Below are 19,587 nucleotides of genomic sequence, written 5' to 3' on the forward strand. Positions count from 1 at the left end.
ATACTGAAAACCGCCAGTGCAAACATAAGTATGAAATAGGGTCTGAATGAATATTGGTTTCTGGATATTTGCGCAATGGCAAACAGTAGCATACCAAGTGCAAACAAAACAATGCCCTCTTTAAGCAATCCTGACCCCCAGAACAAAAGGGAGGGGGGAAGGGCCACGACAATAAGTGCTATGAGCTTTTTGGTTTTTATAATTTGCCGCAAAAAACGATATATTCCAACAAGTCCGGCCAGTGAAAAAATATTGATGATATAGGTATGAACAAAAATATTTTTGAATGAAAAGAGCATTACAATGGCGTTGAAACGAATTACTGTTTTATTGTCATTGAACATGTTGTAGTTAAAATCTTTCAACCAAAAGTTCATTTTGTCGTAGTAGTGCATTAAATGCGGAGCATCGTCACCTATTCCGGTAATCATGCTTAAGTAATCGTATGGATTGATAGCCAATGCGCTATGAAGTACTTTGCTATCATTAAAGTAGTTGAAAATATCGGCACTTCCGGGTGGGTAGTAATAACGATACACTAAAATTAGTGCAATACCCATAATGACTTTAAGTGCAAAAAATATTCTGATACCACTTGCAGATATCCCTGAGTTTTTAAAAAAGGGAATTTTTGGCATAATCCATATAAATAATGCCAGGTATACTAAAGACCAAAGTAGCTCCATATGTTTTGTAATAAATTGTGTGCAAAATTAACCAATTGAGGCGAATATTTAGAAAAAAATTGCAGCTCATAGTGAACCATCAGATATACTCAACCCAAATAAAATAATTTATATTGCAGTCATCCTGTTAAAGTGTTGATATCTCTTCTATTGTTTTTTACACTATCAATCAGGACGCCTCAAAAAATTTATTAAGTTTGCGTTCGTATTTTTCATTCAAACGCCTTATTAAAATGACACAAAACCAGGTCGATATAAATACCGCGAAATCGCTGGGTTTATTGCCAGAAGAATTCGATAGTATAAAAGAAATACTCGGACGCGAACCCAATTTTACCGAGCTAAGTATATTTTCGGTAATGTGGTCGGAGCATGCTGCATATAAAAATTCCATTAAGTGGCTAAAAAAATTGCCAAAAGACGGTAAAGCTGTATTGGCTGCAGCCGGTGAAGAGAATGCCGGATTGGTTGATATTGGTGGTGATATGGCATGTGCATTTAAAATCGAATCACATAATCACCCATGCGCAGTAGAACCATATCAGGGGGCTGCAACAGGAGTTGGCGGTATTAACCGCGATATTTTTACAATGGGAGCAAGGCCAATTGCACAACTGAACAGCCTGCGTTTTGGCGATTTAGAGATTGATCGTACCAAATGGCATATGAAAGGTGTTGTGAAAGGTATTGGCGATTACGGCAATGCCTTTGGTGTTCCGGTTGTTGGTGGTGAAGTAGTTTTTGACAAAAGTTACAACACAAATCCACTGGTTAATGCCATGAGCGTGGGTGTAATGAAAAAAGGTAATGTGGTAAGTGCAAAGGCTGAAGGTAAAGGAAATCCAATATATATTGTAGGTTCCTCTACAGGTAAAGATGGAATTCATGGAGCTACCTTTGCTTCAGCAGATATTACTGAAGATTCTGCCGAAGATATTCCTTCAATTCAGGTTGGAGACCCGTTTCAGGAAAAATTATTGTTAGAAGCCACACTTGAAGTAATTGAGACTGGCGCTGTTGTTGGTATGCAGGATATGGGAGCTGCCGGTATTATTTGTTCCACCAGCGAAATGTCAGAGAAAGGTAATAGTGGTATGCGAATCAATCTTGATAAGGTTCCGCTAAGGCAACAAAACATGGATGCATGGGAAATTCTGCTTTCCGAAAGCCAGGAACGCATGCTGATTTGTGTTGAAAAAGGACGTGAAAGTGAAGTAGAAGCTGTTTTCGATAAGTGGGATTTAAATTGTGAGATAATCGGCGAAGTAATAGATGAGGACAGACTATATTTCAATTTTAACGGAGAACAGGTTGCAGATGTACCTGCTTCAGCACTTGTTTTAGGTGGCGGAGCACCACAATATGACCGTGAGTTCCGTGAGCCTGCCTACTACAAAGAGTATTTAAAATTTTCAATTGATGAAGTACCCAAACCAAAAGACCTTAAGGCTGTTGCAGATGAACTGCTGAAACATCCGAATAACGTAGGCCGTGAATGGGTTATGGAGCAATATGACTCCATGGTTGGTACTAAAAATATGACCACTAACCGGCCGGCTGATGCAGGTCTTGTAAACATAAAAGGTACAAATCGTGCACTCGGACTCACAGTTGATTGTAACGGGCGCTACGTAAAGGCAGATCCGGAGATCGGTACAGCCATAGCTGTAAGTGAAGCTGCGCGCAATCTGGTTTGCTCAGGAGCAAAGCCACTGGCTATAACGAACTGCCTTAATTTCGGAAACCCTTACAACCCTGAAGTTTATTGGCAGTTTGTAGGGGCAATAAAAGGTATGAGCCGTGCCTGTAAAAAATTCGACACCCCCGTTACAGGAGGTAATGTTAGTTTTTACAACCAAAGCAGTATCAGTGGCAAAGAAGTGCCTGTACATCCAACACCAACTATTGGAATGCTTGGACTTATCGAAGATAAAAACAAGGTAATGACCCTTGATTTTAAGCAAAAAGGCGATATGATTTACATGTTGGGTACCTCTAAAAATGATATCGGCCAATCTGAATATCTTACTTCATACCATGGAGTCGAGGCTAGCCCGGTACCCGATTTTAACCTCGATTTTGAATTTAAACTACAGGATGCCATCTTAAAACTCATCGATCAGGGACTGATTCAATCAGCACATGATGTTTCAAATGGGGGATTATATGTTACGCTTGTAGAATCTTCTATTCCGCGAAAGCTTGGTTTCGATATTACCACAGATGCGGAGATTAGAACCGATGCATTTCTTTTTGGTGAGTCCCAAAGTCGCGTTGTGGTGACCTGTACTGAAGAAGACGAAACCGCGTTTATTGACTTATTAATGAAACTTGGCATTCCATTTTCAGCTCTTGGGCATGTAACTAAAGGGGAAATGCGCATTGATGATAATTCCTTTGGTTTTGTCGATGAGGCTAAAAAAATGTATTCAGAAACACTAGCAACATATCTTGAAAAGTAATACGGTTACACCATACAAGAACAGGTTGTCGAAGAAGGAGCAGGTGGCTGGTATGTTCAATCACATTGCACCGCGGTATGATTTTTTAAATCATTTTTTATCGCTCGGGATCGACCGTGTTTGGCGCAGGAAGGTTGTAAAAAAGCTAAAACAAAACCCGCCGGAAAGAATGCTTGATGTGGCCTGTGGTACTGGTGATCTGGCCATTGCCACAGCAAAAAGAATACCCGATATAAAAATTGACGCAGTTGATATTGCAGCTGTGATGCTGGAGCGTGCCAGGGTAAAAATAGACCGACGTAACCTTGGTTTTAATGTGCATCTGAATATTGGCGATGCCGAAGATCTTCAATTTCCGGATGGAAGGTTTAATGCCGTAACTTCGGCTTTTGGAGTCCGTAATTTTGAGGATTTGGAGAAAGGATTGAGCGAAATGTATCGTGTATTAAAAAAAGATGGCAGCATCATAATTCTGGAATTTTCACAACCTCGTAAAGGGCTGTTTGCCATGCTTTTTAAACTCTATTTTAATGCAATTTTGCCATTTATAGGAAGAGTTTTTTCGGGTAACAATCGAGCCTACGCCTATTTGCCAGAATCTGTTAATGCTTTTCCTGAAAGAGAAAATTTCGTTAAATTGCTTGAGCAAAGTGGATTTAAAAATAGCTATTATAAAACATTTACTTTTGGAGTGGCTTGCATGTATTACGGAAAAAAGTAAATTCGCACAATAATTGGTCGCCACAACGTTTTAAAATTTATGATTAAGCGCATTAGCATACTTTGTTTATTGGTTATTCTTATTATGGGAGCTTATGCCCAGGAGGGTAAACATGTATGGAACAAGCCGAACTATGATGAGTACCCTTTTCATTTCGGATTTGCCGTGGGCTATAATCAGATGAATTTTAGAATTATACCCCGCGAAGAACTGTTGACCAGTTTTGATACGGTTTATGGTGTAGAGAACAGGCCGCGCCCCGGCTTTAATATCCATATGGTTGGAAACCTTAGGTTGGGCGAAAATTTTGACCTTAGATTTATTCCCGGATTGGCCTTCGGGCAACGCGATTTAAATTATACCCGTGTCAATACCGTACAATCCGATACAGTGCTCGAAAATCACTTGATGCAGATAGAATCAACCTTTTTATCTTTTCCTTTATACCTGAAATACCGGGCAAAGAGGCTCAACAATTGGCGGCCCTACCTGCTTTTTGGCGGAAATTATGCTTTTGATCTCGAAGCCAGAAAAAAGATAAAAGAAGAAGAACGCCCCAAAATCAGACTCATGCAACAGGATTTTTATCTTGAAGCCGGAGTTGGAATTGATTATTATTTCCCGTTTTTTAAACTGGCTACGGAACTGCGTTTTTCATTTGGTATGATGAACGTTATCAAAGATGACAATACCGAGTATACAAGGTTTTATGACCGCCTCAACTCACGCATGTTTACCTTACTGATTTTCGTAGAATAAAAATATATTTCATGGCCCATCAAATACAATTAACGCTTACTCCGGAAGAGGCAGCGAATTCTGAAATCTATATACCTAAATTCGCAAAAAATGCAGGTATCAATGTTGACGATATTGTTAAATTTCAAATAACCTCCAGGTCTATTGATGCACGAAAGCCCCCGGTTAAGGTTAATATGAATGCAAAGCTTTATACCGATATTAAAGATCATGATTACATTATTGAGCCTTTTGCAGCTAAAGATGTTTCAAAAGCACCCGAGGCGATTATTGTGGGTGCCGGGCCGGCAGGATTATTTGCTGCACTAACTTTTATAGAACAGGGAATTAAACCTGTAATTATTGAACGAGGCAAGCGAGTGGGAGAACGCAAACGCGATGTTGCTGCAATTAGTACCAAACATTACGTCGACCCTGATTCAAATTATGCTTTCGGAGAGGGAGGCGCAGGCACCTTTTCTGATGGAAAACTCTATACCCGAAGTAAAAAACGCGGTGATATAAGGCGCATTTATGAGCTATTGTATCTTCATGGTGCTCAGGAGGAAATCTTATATGAATCGCAGCCACATATCGGGTCAGATGTGCTGGCTCAGGTGGTGGTAAACATCAGGCAAACTATTCTCGATGCCGGAGGAACAATATTATTTCAGCAGCGGGTAACAGATTTAATAACCGAAGGAGAACAGGTTACTGGCGTAAAGTTAAGCGACGGCCGCACAATGGCCGCAGCTGCTGTTGTGCTGGCCACTGGTCACTCTGCCAGAGATGTATATGAAATGCTGCAAAACAGAGGCGTTATGCTTGAAGCCAAAGGGTTTGCCCTTGGTGTGAGGTTGGAGCATCCACAAGAGCTTATTAACCAGATTCAATACCATAGCAATGAACCAGATCCGCATTTACCTCCCGCAAGTTATAAGCTTGTTAAGCAGGTTGATGACCGTGGTGTATACTCTTTTTGTATGTGCCCCGGCGGCTTTATTGTGCCAGCTGCAACAGCAAACGACCAATTGGTTGTGAATGGTATGTCGCCCTCAAAACGCAATGGAACCTATGCAAATTCGGGAATGGTTGTTGAATTGCGAACAGAAGATATTCCAAATGCCGAAGGAAATCCACTGGCAGGTATTCGCTACCAGGAGCAACTCGAAAAAATGGCATTCATGAATGGAGGTCAGGGACAGGTTGCACCAGCCCAGGGTATGGCCGATTTTGTAAATAACCGGGTTTCTGCCGACATGCCTGAGAATTCATATTTCCCGGGTTTAATATCATCCCCGATGCACTTTTGGTTGCCAGAGCATGTTAGTTCGCGTCTTAAAATTGCATTTAAGGCTTTTGGGAAAAAAATGCGCGGTTTTTTAACCAACGATGCTTTGGTTATTGGACTCGAGAGCAGAACTTCCAGTCCCGTTCGTATATACCGCGACAAAGAGGCGCTAACATCTTTCCCTTATGATGGTTTGTATCCAACAGGTGAAGGTGCAGGCTATGCCGGGGGTATTGTCTCCAGCGCACTTGATGGAGTCAGGGTAGCCCGTAAAATAGCTGAAACAAGTTAGTTTTTGGTTATGCACTAATTCTAATGAATTAAAATGTATGCATATAAAAAAATACTTTTCAGGTAATTACGAACAGAATTTATCCTACTGGCTATTATTTCTAACAGTCATCATTACTGTTTTAATTCGGTTTCATTTTCTCGAAATCCCCTTTGAACGCGACGAAGGATCATATGCCTACCTTGGACAGCAAGTTTTAATTGGGAAAGTACCTTACGTTGATTTCTTTGAAAGAAAATTTCCGGTTATCTTTTACGCTTATGCTGCTATTGTGGCGCTTTTTGGATATTCGCTCACAGGTGTGCATTTGGGTTTTCTGGTTATAAATGTCATCTCCATAATTGTCGTTTTCCTGATAGTTAAAAAACTGTTTAACCCATTAACTGCATGGATTGCAGCTTCCGCATTTGCGCTGTATTCTATGAGTCCCTACGCATCAGGATTTACGGCACAGTCTGAGCATCTTGTAATATTTTTCCTCCTTTTAGGAATATGGGCAATGGTACATGCTTGCGACAATGGCAAAGCATGGTTGTACATAGCTTCCGGTGTTGCTATGTCACTTGGTCTTTTGGTAAAACAAAACGGCATTTTTTTTATCCTGTTTTCGGTTATTGCACTTGTAACATGGTTGGTTAAGCAGCGGCTCAGTACCAGCCAAATTTTTAAATATATAATCTTCTATGCCATTGGTGGAGTCTTTCCTTTGGCTCTGGTGGCATTTGTTTTATGGATGCAGGGCGCTTTTGAAGAAATGATATACTGGACCATTTATTCATCAGCAGATTATATTTCAGGATCAGGATTGGATAAGGCTTTTGCAAATATAACCTATATGCTAAAACGCATCAGTCAAACCCACCTCTTAATTTGGGCAACCTCTTTAATGGGATTAATATCTTTTTGGTTTTTGAGGAAACCTCTCCATATAAAAATTTTGTTAACCCTTTTCGTTTTATTGTCGTTTGTGTCTGTTGCCCCGGGATTTAGGTTTTTTGGTCATTATTGGCTTTTTATATACCCTGCCATGGCTCTGTTGTCAGCTATGCTTTTTTATGCTTTGTCTATAATCATCAGAAAAAGCAAAATACCTTTGCTCATGGCATTTCTTCTGATTTTTGCTATGAATATATTCCAAAATGCAGATTATTATTTTACAGATGATGTAAATCAGCCGGTTAAGAATACTTATGGCTCCGACCTGTTTCCTGCCACGAAAAAGCTCTCTGATTATTTAAACCAACAGATGCAAAAACGCGACCAGCTGCTCGTGCTGGGTTTCGAACCGCAAATCTATGTTTATACCCACAAGGAGGCTCCTGTTAGATTTCATTTCATGAAGTTGCTCACAAAAATTGAAAACAAGCAACTATACGAGGAGTATAAAAATGCTATGTTGGAGAAATTAAATGTGAATCCACCTGATTACATCGTTTATATGGCCAATTATATGAATAAGGATTATGCTAAAGATTTAAAATCAGAATTAAAACCACTTTTGAAAAAATATGAACAAATAGCATTGGTTGAATTACGCAAGTGGAAAGAAACGAGGTTCTTTTTTAATGAAGGCAGAAGCACAATTAAACACGGTAAAAACTATATCTCTATCCTCAGTAAAAAATCTGAACTTTGATTTAATCCATTGCCCTTCTCCTGAATTCGGCTACCGTTATGGCAGTAGCAATGGCCACATTCAATGACTCCATTCCGCTTGTTTCTTCCGGGAAAGAAGGAATTTTAATTTTTTTCACTTCCGCCATATTAATATTTTCGGTTAAACCCTGGGATTCATTGCCCATAATGATAAATCCTTTATCAGAAATTTCAGTCTCGTATAGGTTTTCTCCATCAAGAAGGGTGGCATAAATATTAAAATCTGGTAAATCAGAAGTTTGTGCTATAAGTGTGTAAATATCTGTATAATGCACTTTTACACGAAACAATGCTCCCATCGACGACTGTACGACTTTTGGGTTATAGCACTCAACTGTTTCAGCATTACAAAAAATATGTTGTATACCGAACCAGTTTGCCAAACGCAAAATAGTACCCATATTGCCCGGGTCCTGGATATTTTCCAGTACAAGGCTCAGATTAATTGCAATGGTATCCATTGAAGGAAGCTGCCCTTCTGGTAGTGCAGCCACTGCGACGGAATTATTAGGGCTCTTAGAAGTGCTGATTCGGTCAAGTTCCTTCGGACTTATATGTTCAATTTCTATAGATTCGGTTTTTAGCTGCCCGGCATCCACTGCGTATACATTTTTTATTTCGAAATCAGATTTTAGCAGTTCATTAACCAGTTTATTTCCCTCCACAATAAATTCTGAATTCAGTTGCCGGTATTTTTTCTGATGCAGGCTGCGTAAATATTTGATTCTGTTTTTATCCATAATTTATAAGCAATTGTTTGTGCGAATCTACATAAAAAGATTACTGCAGAATAAAATAATTAACGATATTTGGACAGTTTTACTTGATAAAAATGGTTTTTATGAGTCGCAGAACCACTGTAAGGACTCTTTTATTGGTGCTTTTTGTATTTGCTGCAGTTCATTCTTGCCGTGTGACTCATCATGTGCCTGAGAATGAATTCCTTTTAAATAAAGTACATGTAAGTATCGATAACAAGCGAATTGACGAGGATGATCTTCAGGCTTATGTGCAACAGGAGCCCAATCGCAGGATATTGTATTTTTTGCGGTTTCACTTGTGGGTATATAATATTTTTAAACCCCAGAACCGCGATAAAGGATTGTTTAATTATATCGCAACAGTGATAGGAGAGAACCCCGTCGTCTATGACCGCTTTCTCGCTGGTAAAACAACCCGCCAGTTCGAGAAATATTTACACAACAGAGGATATTATAATGCTCAGGTAAAAGATTCTGTGGATAAAAACGGGCGAAAACTTGATTTGTATTACATGATAGAAACCAATGAGCCTTATACAATTAGTTCCGTTGAATATGAATTTGCCGATAGCTCCATTAGTTCATTAATCCTGAGCGATACTGCCTCTGGATTTATCAAAAAGGGTGAAATATTCGATGTGAAATCTTTTCAAAAAGAACGCAACCGCATTACCAGACAAATGAAAGAGGCCGGTTACTATTTCTTTAGAAAGGACTTCATTACTTTCAAAGCCGATAGTACAATAATGCCCAATAGTGTTAATGTGGTTTGTAAAATTGATGAGTTCGTGCGCAAAACAGAAAGCGGTCGCATTATTCGCGAACACCACAGGCCATGTCGCATTAAAGATATTTTACTCTATCCTTCGTTTGACCCGAAGAGAGCCATTACTGAGCAACAAAGTTATTTCAATACGTTCGATACACTACAACATGAAGGATTTGATGTAATTTATACCGACAAACTCCGTATTAAACCTGAAGTTATTTTACAGGCCAATACACTTAAAGAAGGACAGGTATACGATATACGTAATGTGGAGGCTACACGCCGTTTTTTGAATTCATTGAGCTTTTTCAAGCTTATTCATATACAGTTACAACCTGCTGAAAGTACGAGCGATTCAGTTATATGGCTCAATGCACATTATCAGCTAACGCCCTACACACTGCAATCCTACACTGTAGAACTTGAAGGTAGCAATACAGGTGTGAACTGGGAAGCCGGTTTAAATCTCTCTTATCAGCATCGCAACGCATTTAGAGGTGCCGAATTATTAGATGCAAAAGTAAAAGGCGCACTTGAGGCTACACGCGATGTTGTTGGTGAAGAGACTTCAGAAAAATTTAGTTTTAATACTTATGAGTATGGTGCCGAGTTTCGGTTGGAATTTCCGAAGTTTTTAATGCCGTTCCGTAAAAGGCAGTTTTATAAAAAATATCACCCGCAAACATCTACCACCTTTCAGTATAACTTTCAACAGCGGCCCGACTATACCAGAACACTTCTTAGAAGTAGTTTTGGCTATTTTTGGAATAGTTCCGCCAATATGCGGCATATCATCACACCCATCGAAGTAAACTCTGTAAGGCTCCCACGGGCTGATTCCACCTTTTTGCAGGAAATTGAGAATAATAGCTACCTGCGAAACTCATACGATGACTACTTCATTACCGCTTCCGGCTATCAAATGATATTCAGCAATCAGAATATTCAAACAAACAGGAATTATTTCTATGTGAAAACCAACGCTGAATTCTCCGGAAATATTCTCAATGCTCTTTATGATGTTACCGACCGTGATACAGTCAATGGAAGTTACCAGATATTTAATACCAGATATTCCCAATATTTTAAGGGAGATGTAGATGTACGTTTTTATAATGTATTAAACGAGCGAAACCGAATGGTGTACCGGTTCTTTCTGGGAGCAGGCATTCCCTATGGAAATGCTACCAGTTTGCCATTTATTAAGCAGTACTTTGGTGGAGGTGCCAGCGGTATACGTGCCTGGCGTTCAAGAGATCTTGGCCCGGGTACTTACCGCGATACATCGGCATATCCTAACCAAACGGCAGGGCTTAAACTGGAAATGAATATGGAATACCGTTTCCATCTTTTTTGGATGGTTGAAGGAGCTCTGTTTCTTGATGCCGGAAACATTTGGGCCATTACTGCCGATGATAATCGTGATGGTGCCCGGTTTCATCTTGATCAGTTTTATAAACAGTTGGCGGTTGGCACAGGATTAGGTGTGCGCTTAGACTTTTCATTTTTTGTTTTTCGACTTGATGGCGGACTTAAGTTATTTGACCCGGCCATTGAAGGCAGTAATAAATGGGTGCTGCACGACCGAAAATGGGGGCGAAACGACTATCAAATTCATTTTGGAATTGGATATCCATTTTAAATGGTATGGCAAAATAGCTTAAAATGCTATTTTTGTAGCTTATGAGTTAAATACGTATGCGTGAATCAATGAAATTAGAACATTAAAACAGTTGTCATGAAAGAACAGGAAAGAGGTAGTTTTACAAGTAAGTTCGGAGTTATTGCCGCTGCAGCAGGTTCTGCAGTAGGTTTAGGAAATATTTGGCGCTTCCCTTACGTAGCAGGAGAAAATGGTGGAGGAGCATTTTTACTTATATACCTCTTTTTTATACTGGCCATAGGCATACCCGTAATGCTTTCCGAATTTACAATAGGGCGAAAGGCACAACGTAATGCATTCGGATCCTTCCGCAAATTAGCCCCGGGTTCAGGTTGGCCACTGGTTGGTCTGATGGGAATTGTGGCAGCATTTGTAATTCTGGCTTTTTATTCCACAATTGCCGGCTGGACACTGGAATATATTATTAAATCTGTTCAGGATGGATTCAGGGGCAACGATACAGCTGAGCTTTTTGAAACCTTTAAGTCAGGCACCTTCAAGCCTTTACTTTGGCAATTCTTATTCATGGTAGTGACAGCCTGGATCGTTTTTGCCGGGGTTCAAAAAGGCATCGAACGCTATACAAAAATTCTCATGCCAATACTCGTGGTGCTGATTCTTTCAATGTGTGTGCGAGCCGTAACCCTTGATGGTGCAGAGAAGGGACTGGGTTTTCTCTTTAAACCCGATTTTTCTAAAATTACATTTAATGTAGTGCTTGAAGCCCTTGGGCAGGCCGCTTTCTCATTAAGTATTGGTATGGGGGCATTAATCACCTATGGCTCATATATACGCAAAAACAATAACCTTTCAAATACTGCAATTCAGGTAGCCTCTACCGATACGCTTATCGCAATTCTGGCAGGTGTTATGATCTTTCCGGCTGTTTTCGCTTTAGGTCTCGACCCCAAAGCTGGTCCCGGACTCGTTTTTGAAGTATTGCCCAAGCTTTTTATGAAAATGCCTCTGGGCTACTATTTTTCAATACTGTTTTTCGTATTGTTGGCCGTGGCAGCTTTAACATCTACCGTCTCAGTTTTAGAAGTAGTGGTGGCTTATTTTTCTGAAGAGCTTAATATGAGCAGGGGCAAAGCTACCATAATTAGTGCAGCTTCTATTTGGGTGTTTGGAATATTGGCTACATTGTCTTTCAGTGACCTGAGTGGGGTAACCATTTTCGGAAATACATTTTTTGATCTGATGGACTATATCTCTGCCAATGTATTACTGCCACTTGGAGCGCTTCTGATTGTTATATTCCTTGGCTGGAAACTTGGAAAGAAAGTTACTCAACAGGAAATTACAAATGAAGGAGCATTGAGACCAAAATTATTTAATGTGTTCTTTTTTATTGTAAAGTATATAGCACCTGTGGCTATTGTACTGGTATTTCTAAATTCACTGGGTATCTTAAAATTTTAAAATAGTTACTGAAGAATACTAAAGCAATGAATCATTTCTGGCGCAACCTGGCATCATTTACAAAACGGGAGCGAAGAGGAGCATTTATTTTTACAACACTACTTATAGTAATTCTTTTTGCCGGTAAATTTGTCCCTGGGTTTATCGAGCAAAGCCCATGGTATGTTATTGAAGATTCTGCAAAAGTAAAATCCTGGATTGATAACCTGAAGCAACAGCAAAAGTTGAACTTAAGTAAGTTTAATCCGAATAAAGTAGCCATTGAGGATCTTTATAATATGGGTATTCCATCCTCTGTCGCGTCAGGGTGGATTAAATATCTTGATGCGGGGGGCCGCTTTTACAACAAAAGCGACTTAAGAAAATTATATGGTATGCCCGATACATTGTATGCTAAATTAGAACCATGGTTGCGTATTCCCCAAAAAAGAGCCAGATATTACAATTATCAGGAAGCACAATCAGGTTTGGAGAAGAAAACAAAACCCCTGAAAAACTTTAATCCAAACACCTATTCTGAAGACATGCTTATTGATGCCGGAGTTAAAGCCGGCATAGCAAAAAATATTATTAGCTACAGAAATGCAGGCGGCAATTTTTATGTAAAAACGGATTTAATGAAACTCTATGCTGTGGATGATGCTTATTTCAATCAGCTTAAACCATACATTAATATAGATGCTGAGGCTTCGCAGATCATTAAAGTAGACAGTGTGGAACTAAACTCAACAACAATTGATGAGTTACTACAACTCAATATTAAAAAGAATGTAGCCCGCCGAATTATAAATTATCGTGAGCTACTTGGTGGTTTTTACAGTCACAAGCAGTTGGATGAAGTATACCATATTGACCCCTACACTATAACTAAACTAAATGAATCCAGCTGGATCGATACATTATTGATAAAAACTATTGATATTAATAAGGTTGATGAATATAATCTGGCCCAACACCCGTATATAACCAGGAAAGTAGCAGAGCAAATAAGGAAATACCGCGACTTTGCTTCAGAAATAGAATCCCTGGATGAGTTGTTCAATTTAGGCATAATGGAGCCCCAATCCAGAGAAAAGCTTAAGTATTATTTGCTGTTTTAGCTAGTCTTCAAAACATTATATCTTAAAATCGGGTAACCCACTGAAAAAAAAGGAAAAAATTCTTTTTTAGAAAAAAATAATTATACCTTTGCAACCCAATTTATTAGGGTAAAATGTCTTAATTCTTAGAATATGCCTACAATACAGCAGTTAGTAAGAAAAGGAAGAACGAGAATCGAACAGAAGAGTAAAGCACCTGCACTTGGTGCGAGTCCTCAAAAGCGTGGTGTATGTACCAGGGTATATACCACAACGCCTAAAAAACCAAACTCGGCTATGCGTAAGGTAGCCAGGGTACGTTTGACCAATGGGAAAGAAGTAAATGCTTATATCCCGGGAGAAGGCCATAATCTTCAGGAGCACTCAATTGTGCTGATTAGAGGAGGCCGTGTGAAAGACCTGCCAGGTGTTCGCTATCACATTGTAAGGGGAGCACTTGACACATCAGGAGTTGATGGAAGATTACAGCGCCGTTCCAAGTATGGAACTAAGAAACCAAAGAAAAAATAATTGATCGATGAGAAAAAGTAAACCAAAAAAACGGATACTTACGCCCGATCCAAGATTTAACGATAAGTTAGTTACGCGTTTCGTCAATGAATTAATGATGAACGGTAAAAAAAACTTGGCGTACAATATTTTTTATGATGCTTTGGAAATAATTGGAGCTAAAATGAAGGATAACGAAGAGTCTCCGTTAGAAATTTGGAAAAAAGCATTACAAAATGTGACACCTAAAGTTGAGGTTCGTAGTCGTAGAGTTGGAGGAGCTACATTCCAAATTCCACAGGAAATAAGGGATAGCCGTAAGGTAGCTTTAAGCATGAAAGCTATGATTAAGTATACACGTGCTAGAAATGGTAAAACAATGGCCGATAAATTAGCGGCCGAAATCATGGCAGCATACAACGAAGAAGGTGGCGCATTTAAAAAGAAAGAAGATACACACAGAATGGCAGAGGCAAATAAAGCCTTTTCGCACTTCCGCTTCTAAATCTTTTTAAAATCTCGATATATTACGATGGCAAACAAACTAGAATTTAATCGCAATATCGGTATCATGGCACACATCGATGCCGGTAAAACAACTACTACAGAACGAATACTCTACTATACAGGTATCACACACCGTATTGGAGAGGTACACGATGGTGCTGCTACCATGGACTGGATGGAGCAAGAGCAAGAGAGAGGTATTACAATTACTTCTGCGGCAACTACCTGCTTTTGGAAATACCAGGACCAGGAGCATAAAATTAACATCATCGATACCCCCGGACACGTGGATTTTACCGTGGAAGTAGAACGTTCTCTTCGTGTGCTTGATGGTGCAATTGCAGTATATTGCGCTGTAGGTGGAGTTGAGCCGCAGTCTGAGACTGTATGGCGTCAGGCTGATAAATATGGTGTTCCTCGCATTGCTTTTGTGAACAAAATGGATCGCACAGGCGCTGATTTTTTTGGTGTCGTGAATCAAATGAAAGATAAACTTAAAGCAAACGCAGTACCTATCGTATTGCCTATTGGTTCAGAAGAGTCTTTCAAAGGAATTGTCGATCTGATCGAAAACAAAGCAATTGTATGGGTAGATGATGAAGAACTCGGAACAAACTATGAATACATAGATGTTCCCGAAGATATGGTTGATGAAGTGGATGAGTGGAGAACACATTTGATTGAAGCTATCGCCGAAACCGATGATTCTATTCTTGAACGCTATTTCGAAGATCCCGATTCACTTACAGACGAAGAACTTAAAGCTACAATTCGTCAGGCCACAATTAACCGTATCATTACACCGGTAATGTGTGGTTCTGCTTTCAAAAATAAAGGTGTACAGCGTTTATTGGATGCTGTAGCAGCCTACCTGCCAAGCCCGCTTGATATCGGATATGTAAGCGGAACTGACCCTGAAGATTCAGAGAAAACTATGGAACGGAAAGCAAATAATGAAGAGCCACTTTCAGCTCTTGCATTTAAAATTGCTACCGATCCCTACGTAGGACGACTTTGTTTTATGAGAATCTATTCAGGAGTGCTAAAAGCAGGTGATCAGGTGCTGAATGTACGTACTGGTAAGAAAGAACGTATTTCACGTCTGTATCAGATGCATGCCAATAAGCAAAACCCAATTCAAGAGGTAGGTGCAGGAGAAATTGTAGCAGGTGTAGGTTTCAAAAATATCAGAACAGGAGATACCCTGAGTGCAACAAATCATCCGATTGCACTGGAACAAATGGAGTTCCCCGAACCAGTTATTTCAATCGCAATTGAACCTAAAACACAAGCCGACATCGATAAACTGGATATGGCCCTTGCCAAATTGGCCGAAGAGGACCCAACATTCCAGGTAAGAACTGATGAAGATTCAGGCCAAACCATTATTAGTGGTATGGGTGAATTGCATTTGGATATCATTATCGATCGACTAAGAAGAGAGTTTAAGGTTGATGCCAATAAAGGCGAACCACAGGTTAAATACAAAGAAGCTATTACACAATCTGTAGAGCATCACGAAATTTTCAAGAAACAAACCGGTGGTCGTGGTAAATTTGCTGAAATTCAGGTGCGGATAGAACCAGGTGAGGATGGAAAAGAAGGTCTTGAATTTGTTGATAAAATTAAAGGAGGAGCAATTCCAAGAGAATACATCCCATCAGTAGAAAAAGGTTTTACAGAGGCAATGCAAAACGGACCATTAGCAGGGTTCGGTATGGATAGCCTTAAAGTAACCCTTTACGACGGGTCGTTCCACCCTGTTGACTCTGATCAATTGTCATTTGAAGTAGCTGCAAAATCAGCTTTCAGAGCAGCAGCAGCAAAAGCAAAACCAAAATTGCTCGAGCCTGTAATGTCCGCCGAGGTAGTTACTCCTGAAGAGTATATGGGCGACATAATCAGTGATTTTAATAAGCGTCGTGGTAATGTTGAAGCCATGGAAGAAAAATCTGGTGCACGCATTGTAAAAGCTAAAGTACCTTTAGCTGAGAAATTTGGCTATGTAACAGTGTTACGTACGATTTCTTCAGGTCGCGCAACATCTTCAATGGAATTTTCACATTACGAAGAAGTGCCGGCAAATATTGCCACTGAAGTGCTCGACAAAGTAAAAGGAAGAACTGATCTATTATAAATAAAAGGAGAATATGAGCCAGAAAATTCGAATCAAACTCAAGTCGTACGACCACAATTTGGTTGATAAATCGGCTGAGAAGATCGTAAAAACGGTAAAAACTACCGGTGCGGTGGTAAGTGGCCCTATTCCGCTTCCAACACGTAAGCGTATTTTTACCGTATTGCGTTCAACATTTGTGAACAAAAAATCCCGCGAGCAATTTGAATTGTCTTCGTACAAGCGTTTGCTCGACATTTACAGTTCTACTGCCAAAACCATTGATGCACTCATGAAACTTGAGTTGCCAAGTGGTGTTGAGGTAGAGATTAAAGTATGATAATTAAAACAGATTATGGCTGGATTAATTGGAAAAAAAATCGGAATGACATCGGTTTTCAGTGCCGAGGGAAAAAATATTCCATGCACTGTGATCGAGGCTGGACCCTGTGTTGTCACACAGGTGAAAACCGTCGATAGCGACGGTTATGAAGCACTACAACTCGGGTTTGAAAGCAAGAAAGAAAAAAATGCTAACAAACCGGAGCTTGGACACTTTAAAAAAGCTAACACCACACCTAAACGCAAAATCGTTGAGTTTACAAAATTTGGCGATGAGCATAAATTAGGCGATGTGGTTAATGTTGAGCTTTTCAAAGATGATACCTGGGTTGATGTAACCGGAATATCGAAAGGAAAAGGATTTCAGGGCGTGGTTAAACGTCATGGATTTAGCGGTGTGAATGACGCTACCCACGGTCAGCACGATCGTAATAGAGCGCCGGGATCAATCGGAGCATCATCTGACCCTTCCAGAGTATTTAAAGGTATGAGGATGGCAGGACGTACCGGTGGTCAAAAAGTTAAGGTTTTGAGCCTAAGAGTGATAAAAATTATTCCTGAGAGCAACCTACTTATTGTAAAAGGTTCAGTACCAGGATCCAAAGGATCATACTTAATAATTGAGAACTAATGGAAGTAGTTGTAAAAAATATTGCAGGAGAAGACACTGGTCGTAAAATAGAATTGAACGATTCTATCTTTGGTATCGAACCAAACGATCATGCCATCTACCTCGACGTGAAAGGGCATTTAGCCAACAAACGTCAAGGTACGCACAAATCCAAAGAAAGAGCCGATATCGTTGGAAGTACTAAAAAACTTAAGCGACAAAAAGGTACTGGTACAGCACGTGCCGGTAGTATCAAATCGCCTATCTTCCGCGGTGGTGGTAGAGTCTTTGGACCAAGACCTAAGAGTTACAATGAAAAGGTCAATAAGAAAGTAAAAGCATTAGCACGAAAATCTGCACTAAGCTATAAAGCAAAAGACGGTCAGGTTATTGTAATTGAGAACTTTAGTATGGATCAACCCAAAACTAAAGAATTCACAAATATTCTCAATAATCTGAAAATTAATGACAAAAAGTCCCTTTTTGTTTTAGCAGATACAAATAAAAACATATATTTGTCGGCGCGAAATTTGCCCCATGCACAAGTTGTTGCAGAAAATGGGCTAATGACTTACAATATTCTCAATAACAACACAATAGTGTTGACCGAGGATGTTGTAAAACGTTTAGAAAAAGTTTTTGAAAAATAGTTGTAGCAATGGAAATTCTGAAGAAGCCTATCATTACAGAGAAGATGACTGCCAAGTCGGAAGACTTGAACCAATATGGTTTTATTGTAGATAAAGAAGCTACAAAAGAGCAGATTAAGGAAGCAGTTGAAGAATTATACCAGGTAAAGGTCGACTCTGTAAACACAATGCGCTATGGAGGCAGACAGCAAATGAGATATACCAAAGCCGGTGTAGTTGCTGGTCGTAAACCTGCCTTCAAAAAGGCGATCGTGACATTGCAAGATGGAGAAACAATCGATTTTTACAGCAATATCTAAATTAGAGAGATGGGAGTAAGAAAGCTTAAACCTGTTACACCAGGACAAAGACACAAGATTGTGAGTAACTTTGACATGGTTACCACTTCAACACCTGAAAAATCATTGTTAAAGCCCAAAAAGAGGTCTGGTGGCCGTAATAGCTCCGGACGGATGACAATGAGGTATATAGGTGGCGGGCACAAACAAAAATACCGTGTTATAGACTTCCTTCGTGATAAAGAAGGCGTAGAAGGCACGGTTAAAACTGTTGAGTACGATCCCAATCGCACAGCGCGTATCGCATTGGTAAATTATGCCGATGGCGAAAAACGCTACATTATTGCACCAAACGGTATTCAAGTAGGACAAAACATTAACTCAGGAAAAGGCGTATCACCAGAAATTGGAAATTCGCTTTATCTGTCTGATATCCCACTTGGTACAATTGTGCATAATATCGAATTGAAACCTGGAAAAGGTGCAATACTGGCACGTAGTGCCGGAACTTATGCACAGTTAGTTTCAAGAGAAGGAAAGTATGCCGCCATCAAACTACCATCAGGAGAAGTGCGTTTAGTATTGACCACCTGTAAGGCTACAATAGGCTCTGTATCGAATCCCGATCATAGCCTTGAGCGTTCAGGAAAGGCCGGAAGAAGTCGCTGGAAAGGAAGACGCCCACGTGTTCGTGGTGTTGTTATGAACCCGGTGGATCACCCAATGGGTGGTGGAGAAGGCCGCGCAAGTGGAGGTCATCCACGTTCGCGCAAAGGACTAAGGGCAAAAGGTTTCAAAACCCGCACGCCCAAGAAGTATTCAAACAAGTATATTGTAGAGCGTCGTAAAAAATAATGCATAACTGAGGAGATTATGAGCAGATCATTAAAGAAAGGCCCTTTTATTGATTATAAACTCGAGCGGAAAGTACTCAAAATGAATGAGTCTTCTAAAAAACAGGTGATTAAAACCTGGGCTCGCGCATCAATAATATCGCCGGATTTTGTAGGGCACACTATTGCCGTTCATAATGG

19 protein-coding genes are annotated in these 19,587 nt (G+C 39.9%); 17 read left to right on the forward strand and 2 right to left on the reverse strand.

The annotated features are described in order from the left end of the window. Positions 1-686 (reverse strand): hypothetical protein (locus tag VJ937_RS03475; protein WP_324065504.1); only part of this gene is annotated, 686 nt, incomplete at its 3' end. Positions 687-919: 233 nt separating this feature from the next. On the opposite strand from VJ937_RS03475, the gene purL reads away from it, so the two are divergent. Genes purL through VJ937_RS03500 form a run of 5 tightly spaced genes read left to right on the forward strand, consistent with a single transcriptional unit; the run spans position 920 to position 7,826 of the window. Beyond that, a complete protein-coding gene (purL, locus tag VJ937_RS03480) occupies positions 920-3,148 on the forward strand; it encodes a phosphoribosylformylglycinamidine synthase subunit PurL (protein ID WP_324065505.1) in 2,229 nt (742 codons plus the stop codon). Further along, entirely contained in the window at positions 3,138-3,869 is a 732-nt protein-coding gene (gene ubiE / locus VJ937_RS03485) for a bifunctional demethylmenaquinone methyltransferase/2-methoxy-6-polyprenyl-1,4-benzoquinol methylase UbiE (RefSeq protein WP_324065506.1), read from the forward strand. The genes purL and ubiE overlap by 11 nt, the downstream gene beginning before the upstream one ends. A 39-nt stretch (positions 3,870-3,908) precedes the next feature. Beyond that, positions 3,909-4,628 carry a porin family protein gene (locus VJ937_RS03490; RefSeq protein WP_324065507.1) on the forward strand — a complete coding sequence of 240 codons (720 nt, stop codon included), beginning with the start codon at positions 3,909-3,911 and terminating at the stop codon, positions 4,626-4,628. A gap of 11 nt (positions 4,629-4,639) precedes the next feature. Further along, positions 4,640-6,190, forward strand: coding sequence for an NAD(P)/FAD-dependent oxidoreductase (locus VJ937_RS03495; protein WP_324065508.1), 1,551 nt, complete (start codon positions 4,640-4,642; stop codon positions 6,188-6,190). Between the two features lie 37 nt (positions 6,191-6,227). Beyond that, positions 6,228-7,826: an ArnT family glycosyltransferase gene (locus tag VJ937_RS03500; RefSeq protein WP_324065509.1), complete on the forward strand. Its 1,599-nt coding sequence runs from the start codon at positions 6,228-6,230 to the stop codon at positions 7,824-7,826. 1 nt (position 7,827) lies between these two features. Here VJ937_RS03500 and VJ937_RS03505 read toward each other — a convergent pair whose 3' ends face one another. Further along, on the reverse strand, positions 7,828-8,586 hold the full coding sequence (locus VJ937_RS03505) for an RNA methyltransferase (protein ID WP_324065510.1): 759 nt from the start codon (positions 8,584-8,586) through the stop codon (positions 7,828-7,830). Between the two features lie 101 nt (positions 8,587-8,687). On the opposite strand from VJ937_RS03505, the gene VJ937_RS03510 reads away from it, so the two are divergent. The 12 genes from VJ937_RS03510 to VJ937_RS03565 form a co-directional block, all read left to right on the forward strand. Beyond that, on the forward strand, positions 8,688-11,018 hold the full coding sequence (locus VJ937_RS03510) for a hypothetical protein (protein ID WP_324065511.1): 2,331 nt from the start codon (positions 8,688-8,690) through the stop codon (positions 11,016-11,018). Positions 11,019-11,114: 96 nt separating this feature from the next. Next, on the forward strand, positions 11,115-12,461 hold the full coding sequence (locus VJ937_RS03515; protein WP_324065512.1) for a sodium-dependent transporter: 1,347 nt from the start codon (positions 11,115-11,117) through the stop codon (positions 12,459-12,461). Between the two features lie 26 nt (positions 12,462-12,487). Then, positions 12,488-13,561 (forward strand): helix-hairpin-helix domain-containing protein, encoded by a 1,074-nt coding sequence (locus VJ937_RS03520; protein ID WP_324065513.1) that lies wholly within the window; start codon positions 12,488-12,490, stop codon positions 13,559-13,561. 132 nt (positions 13,562-13,693) lie between these two features. Then, positions 13,694-14,071, forward strand: a complete 378-nt coding sequence (gene rpsL, locus VJ937_RS03525) for a 30S ribosomal protein S12 (protein WP_057954013.1) — start codon at positions 13,694-13,696, stop codon at positions 14,069-14,071. A 7-nt stretch (positions 14,072-14,078) separates the two neighbouring features. Further along, positions 14,079-14,555 carry a 30S ribosomal protein S7 gene (gene rpsG, locus VJ937_RS03530; RefSeq protein ID WP_057954014.1) on the forward strand — a complete coding sequence of 159 codons (477 nt, stop codon included), beginning with the start codon at positions 14,079-14,081 and terminating at the stop codon, positions 14,553-14,555. Between the two features lie 27 nt (positions 14,556-14,582). Then, positions 14,583-16,694, forward strand: a complete 2,112-nt coding sequence (fusA, locus tag VJ937_RS03535) for an elongation factor G (RefSeq protein ID WP_324065514.1) — start codon at positions 14,583-14,585, stop codon at positions 16,692-16,694. Between the two features lie 13 nt (positions 16,695-16,707). Then, positions 16,708-17,013 carry a 30S ribosomal protein S10 gene (rpsJ, locus tag VJ937_RS03540; RefSeq protein ID WP_057954016.1) on the forward strand — a complete coding sequence of 102 codons (306 nt, stop codon included), beginning with the start codon at positions 16,708-16,710 and terminating at the stop codon, positions 17,011-17,013. 15 nt (positions 17,014-17,028) lie between these two features. After that, a complete protein-coding gene (rplC, locus tag VJ937_RS03545; protein WP_324065515.1) occupies positions 17,029-17,646 on the forward strand; it encodes a 50S ribosomal protein L3 in 618 nt (205 codons plus the stop codon). Next, entirely contained in the window at positions 17,646-18,275 is a 630-nt protein-coding gene (gene rplD, locus VJ937_RS03550) for a 50S ribosomal protein L4 (protein WP_324065516.1), read from the forward strand. Before rplC ends, rplD begins: the two co-directional genes overlap by 1 nt. 8 nt (positions 18,276-18,283) lie before the next feature. Further along, entirely contained in the window at positions 18,284-18,574 is a 291-nt protein-coding gene (gene rplW, locus VJ937_RS03555; RefSeq protein WP_324065517.1) for a 50S ribosomal protein L23, read from the forward strand. Positions 18,575-18,583: 9 nt separating this feature from the next. Further along, entirely contained in the window at positions 18,584-19,408 is an 825-nt protein-coding gene (rplB, locus tag VJ937_RS03560; protein WP_324065518.1) for a 50S ribosomal protein L2, read from the forward strand. Positions 19,409-19,426: 18 nt separating this feature from the next. Beyond that, positions 19,427-19,587 (forward strand): ribosomal protein S19 family protein (locus VJ937_RS03565; RefSeq protein ID WP_324065519.1); only part of this gene is annotated, 161 nt, incomplete at its 3' end.

It is taken from the genome of Salinivirga sp. (assembly GCF_035268865.1).
Classification (GTDB): Bacteria; Bacteroidota; Bacteroidia; order Bacteroidales; family Salinivirgaceae; genus Salinivirga.

Excerpts from the sequence above, each read along its gene's own strand:
- VJ937_RS03515 (WP_324065512.1), top strand. The coding sequence starts at position 11,115 with ATGAAAGAACAGGAAAGAGGTAGTTTTACAAGTAAGTTCGGAGTTATT.
- rpsL (WP_057954013.1), top strand. The coding sequence starts at position 13,694 with ATGCCTACAATACAGCAGTTAGTAAGAAAAGGAAGAACGAGAATCGAA.
- rpsJ (WP_057954016.1), top strand. The coding sequence starts at position 16,708 with ATGAGCCAGAAAATTCGAATCAAACTCAAGTCGTACGACCACAATTTG.
- rplC (WP_324065515.1), top strand. The coding sequence starts at position 17,029 with ATGGCTGGATTAATTGGAAAAAAAATCGGAATGACATCGGTTTTCAGT.
- VJ937_RS03500 (WP_324065509.1), top strand. The coding sequence starts at position 6,228 with ATGCATATAAAAAAATACTTTTCAGGTAATTACGAACAGAATTTATCC.
- VJ937_RS03510 (WP_324065511.1), top strand. The coding sequence starts at position 8,688 with ATGAGTCGCAGAACCACTGTAAGGACTCTTTTATTGGTGCTTTTTGTA.
- VJ937_RS03505 (WP_324065510.1), bottom strand. The coding sequence starts at position 8,586 with ATGGATAAAAACAGAATCAAATATTTACGCAGCCTGCATCAGAAAAAA.
- rplD (WP_324065516.1), top strand. The coding sequence starts at position 17,646 with ATGGAAGTAGTTGTAAAAAATATTGCAGGAGAAGACACTGGTCGTAAA.
- fusA (WP_324065514.1), top strand. The coding sequence starts at position 14,583 with ATGGCAAACAAACTAGAATTTAATCGCAATATCGGTATCATGGCACAC.
- VJ937_RS03520 (WP_324065513.1), top strand. The coding sequence starts at position 12,488 with ATGAATCATTTCTGGCGCAACCTGGCATCATTTACAAAACGGGAGCGA.
- VJ937_RS03490 (WP_324065507.1), top strand. The coding sequence starts at position 3,909 with ATGATTAAGCGCATTAGCATACTTTGTTTATTGGTTATTCTTATTATG.
- purL (WP_324065505.1), top strand. The coding sequence starts at position 920 with ATGACACAAAACCAGGTCGATATAAATACCGCGAAATCGCTGGGTTTA.
- VJ937_RS03495 (WP_324065508.1), top strand. The coding sequence starts at position 4,640 with ATGGCCCATCAAATACAATTAACGCTTACTCCGGAAGAGGCAGCGAAT.
- rplW (WP_324065517.1), top strand. The coding sequence starts at position 18,284 with ATGGAAATTCTGAAGAAGCCTATCATTACAGAGAAGATGACTGCCAAG.
- rplB (WP_324065518.1), top strand. The coding sequence starts at position 18,584 with ATGGGAGTAAGAAAGCTTAAACCTGTTACACCAGGACAAAGACACAAG.
- rpsG (WP_057954014.1), top strand. The coding sequence starts at position 14,079 with ATGAGAAAAAGTAAACCAAAAAAACGGATACTTACGCCCGATCCAAGA.